The sequence below is a fragment of the Vibrio sp. OPT46 genome (assembly GCF_015163535.1).
Taxonomy (GTDB): Bacteria; Pseudomonadota; Gammaproteobacteria; order Enterobacterales; family Vibrionaceae; genus Vibrio; species Vibrio alginolyticus.
In genome coordinates this window covers 1,201-3,542 of the sequence record NZ_JADDYG010000576.1, presented here as the reverse complement: position 1 = coordinate 3,542, position 2,342 = coordinate 1,201, and the positions used below count along the sequence as shown (strand labels likewise).

4 protein-coding genes are annotated in these 2,342 nt (G+C 41.6%); all 4 read right to left on the bottom strand.

Features of this window, described 5'->3' with window-relative positions; all coding sequences use genetic code 11:
- Nucleotides 1-139: 139 nt before the first annotated feature.
- A complete protein-coding gene (locus IQR33_RS23085) occupies nucleotides 140-769 on the bottom strand; it encodes a hypothetical protein (RefSeq protein WP_193844079.1) in 630 nt (209 codons plus the stop codon).
- A 53-nt stretch (nucleotides 770-822) separates the two neighbouring features.
- Nucleotides 823-1,101, bottom strand: coding sequence for a helix-turn-helix domain-containing protein (locus tag IQR33_RS23080; RefSeq protein WP_193844078.1), 279 nt, complete (start codon nucleotides 1,099-1,101; stop codon nucleotides 823-825).
- A complete protein-coding gene (locus IQR33_RS23075; protein WP_322631800.1) occupies nucleotides 1,101-2,087 on the bottom strand; it encodes a virulence protein RhuM/Fic/DOC family protein in 987 nt (328 codons plus the stop codon). Before IQR33_RS23075 ends, IQR33_RS23080 begins: the two co-directional genes overlap by 1 nt.
- A gap of 8 nt (nucleotides 2,088-2,095) precedes the next feature.
- Nucleotides 2,096-2,342 (bottom strand): hypothetical protein (locus tag IQR33_RS34075; protein WP_228014079.1); only part of this gene is annotated, 247 nt, incomplete at its 5' end.

The following is a 2,342-nucleotide window of genomic DNA, read 5'->3' as shown; positions in this document are numbered from 1 at the left end:
ACTACAAGTAGTGAGGAGGGTAAATAGTAATTTCAATTTCATTCATGTTTCCTATTCGGTGTTTTTTCAGAAAAACCTATAAATTTAATTGTATGCCGATGGTCTAATGTCCTACCACCAGTTCACATATCCACTAGAGCTATTTCACAAATCGCTTCGCGACCTTGATACACTGTTTGCATGTCACACGACTCTTGGATTCAGCATCCCAAGCATGGTCTGTATAGCCTTGGTGTTTACTGTGGTCAGTGCCGCAGAGAAAGTCGCCTTTCTTGCGACTGAAGCGGCCATCGGCGTAATCTTCTAATACACGAACATGCTGAACAGTACGACGATTAAATCCGCTACCATTACTGTTCTCTTGCATGCCTGACATCACTACTTTGATATCAGAACACCATTTAAAGGGTATATTTAAGGAGGCGTTAAACTCAGCCGCATCTTGCGCAACTTTCAGGGCCACTTGTTCAGCTTTGGCTCGCTCGACTTTTCGCTTTTCCTCACGCTCAAGCTGCAAATGATGTTGATATGCCTCTACTTCACTTTGAAGGGTTGCTTTAATACCAAATCGACCAACTTCCATTCTAATTTTGGTTTTGGAAGGAAGCGGCTTAACAAGCTCATAGTTAGTCTTTGAAGTGCCTGATGGAAAGTAAATTGATATTCCATCATCACCTACTGTAAAAACACTTGGCGTCGCATTCATAAAGAACGGGTCAATGAATGGTGACAAACTTCTTAGCTCTAATTCTTGAGGTATTTGTGACATGGAAGCGTCCTACAATTTAAAGGCTGAACAACTAATATTGATTATATAACGGTTTAACCGTTATTCAAGTGTTTTGTGTAAAATTCAGACAATTGCTTTCTGCTAATAAATTCACCCCATTCAACCACTATGAATGTTGCATTTTCTCGTTCGATGACAAGTTCAGGCACTTGAGCATCAAGCACTTTCTTCAACACATCTTCTGTAGAGCTGCGAGGCAAACCAGAAAGGTCACTAAGCTGTTTAAGGGTAGCTTTGCCATTCTTGTATGCCAAAGCTGCTAACACAGCCCAGAGTCGGTTATAACTTCCTTTCTTAAGGTCGAGACTCACTATTGTTCCTCCACTGCAAGCATGTTCATGATGAGTCGAATGATCGTGTCTTTCTGATTTGGCTCTGATTCAGCAACTAAGAGCGTTAGTGCAGCTAGTCCAGAGTCATTGATTACAGCGTTGCCGCTTTCGTCATATAGGCGGTTGTTACGGTGAAGGAAGTCTACAAATAGAAAAGCTGCGCTACGCTTATTGCCATCACTAAAGACGTGGTTCTTTACGCAAAAATATAGTAAGTGTGCAGCTTTGCTTTCGATGGTCGGATACGCATCTTCACCAAATACACTTTGATTTAAGTTACCAAAGATACTATCAAGTCCACCCGCGCCTCTGTCACGGGCAAACAGCTCGGTGGCCTCACCTTTAGCCATAAGATCGACTTTAAGCTCAGAGAGAGCCTTTAACGCGACTTCCGTTGATGGTAATTCACCGCCTTGAGTGCCTTTCGGTTCAGTTAACAAACCTTCGTCATAGCGCTGAAGCCATAGAAAGGTTGAAGTGTAACGGCTAATGATGTCTACAATGCCGCGACTACTACTTAACGTCAGTTCTGGTGATTTAACTGATCGTTGAACAAGCTTAATTGCTGCTTCAAGTTCTTGCGCATTTGATTCAAGCCTATCGGTATCAAGCACATAACCTTTAATTAAATACTCTCGTAGTAACTTGGTTGCCCATTGTCTAAACTGAACACCACGTTGGCTCTTAACGCGATAACCGACAGATATAACCACATCTAGATTGTAATAGTCTACTTGATACGTTTTTCCGTCAGTGGCAGTTGTTGCATTTTTTGCAACAACTGAATTTTTGACCAATTCGCCTTCTTTGAAGATATTGCTTATATGACGTGATATCACAGATTTGTCTCGCCCGAACAAATCAATCATTTGCGCTTGTGTAACCCATACGGAATCATCGCTTACGTTTACATCAAGCGTGATACTTCCATCTTCAGTTTCAAAAATTGCTAATTCATTATTCACTTTTACACCTAATCACTAAACGTCCACTTCCGCACTTGCTTCAAACGTTTTATGCGTGCGTTCTTAGCTCGCTCTCTGTTGTCCCACCATTGTACTAGTGGGGAGTATTGCTCAAGATCCATTGCTAGCACCTTCATAATTGTATCCACTGACAGCCCACTCATGAGACAAATATCCTTAATGCTGATATCAGACTTGTAAGCCTCGATAACATAGAGTCGAGTTAAACTTTTCCTCTTGATACCAATATCTGAC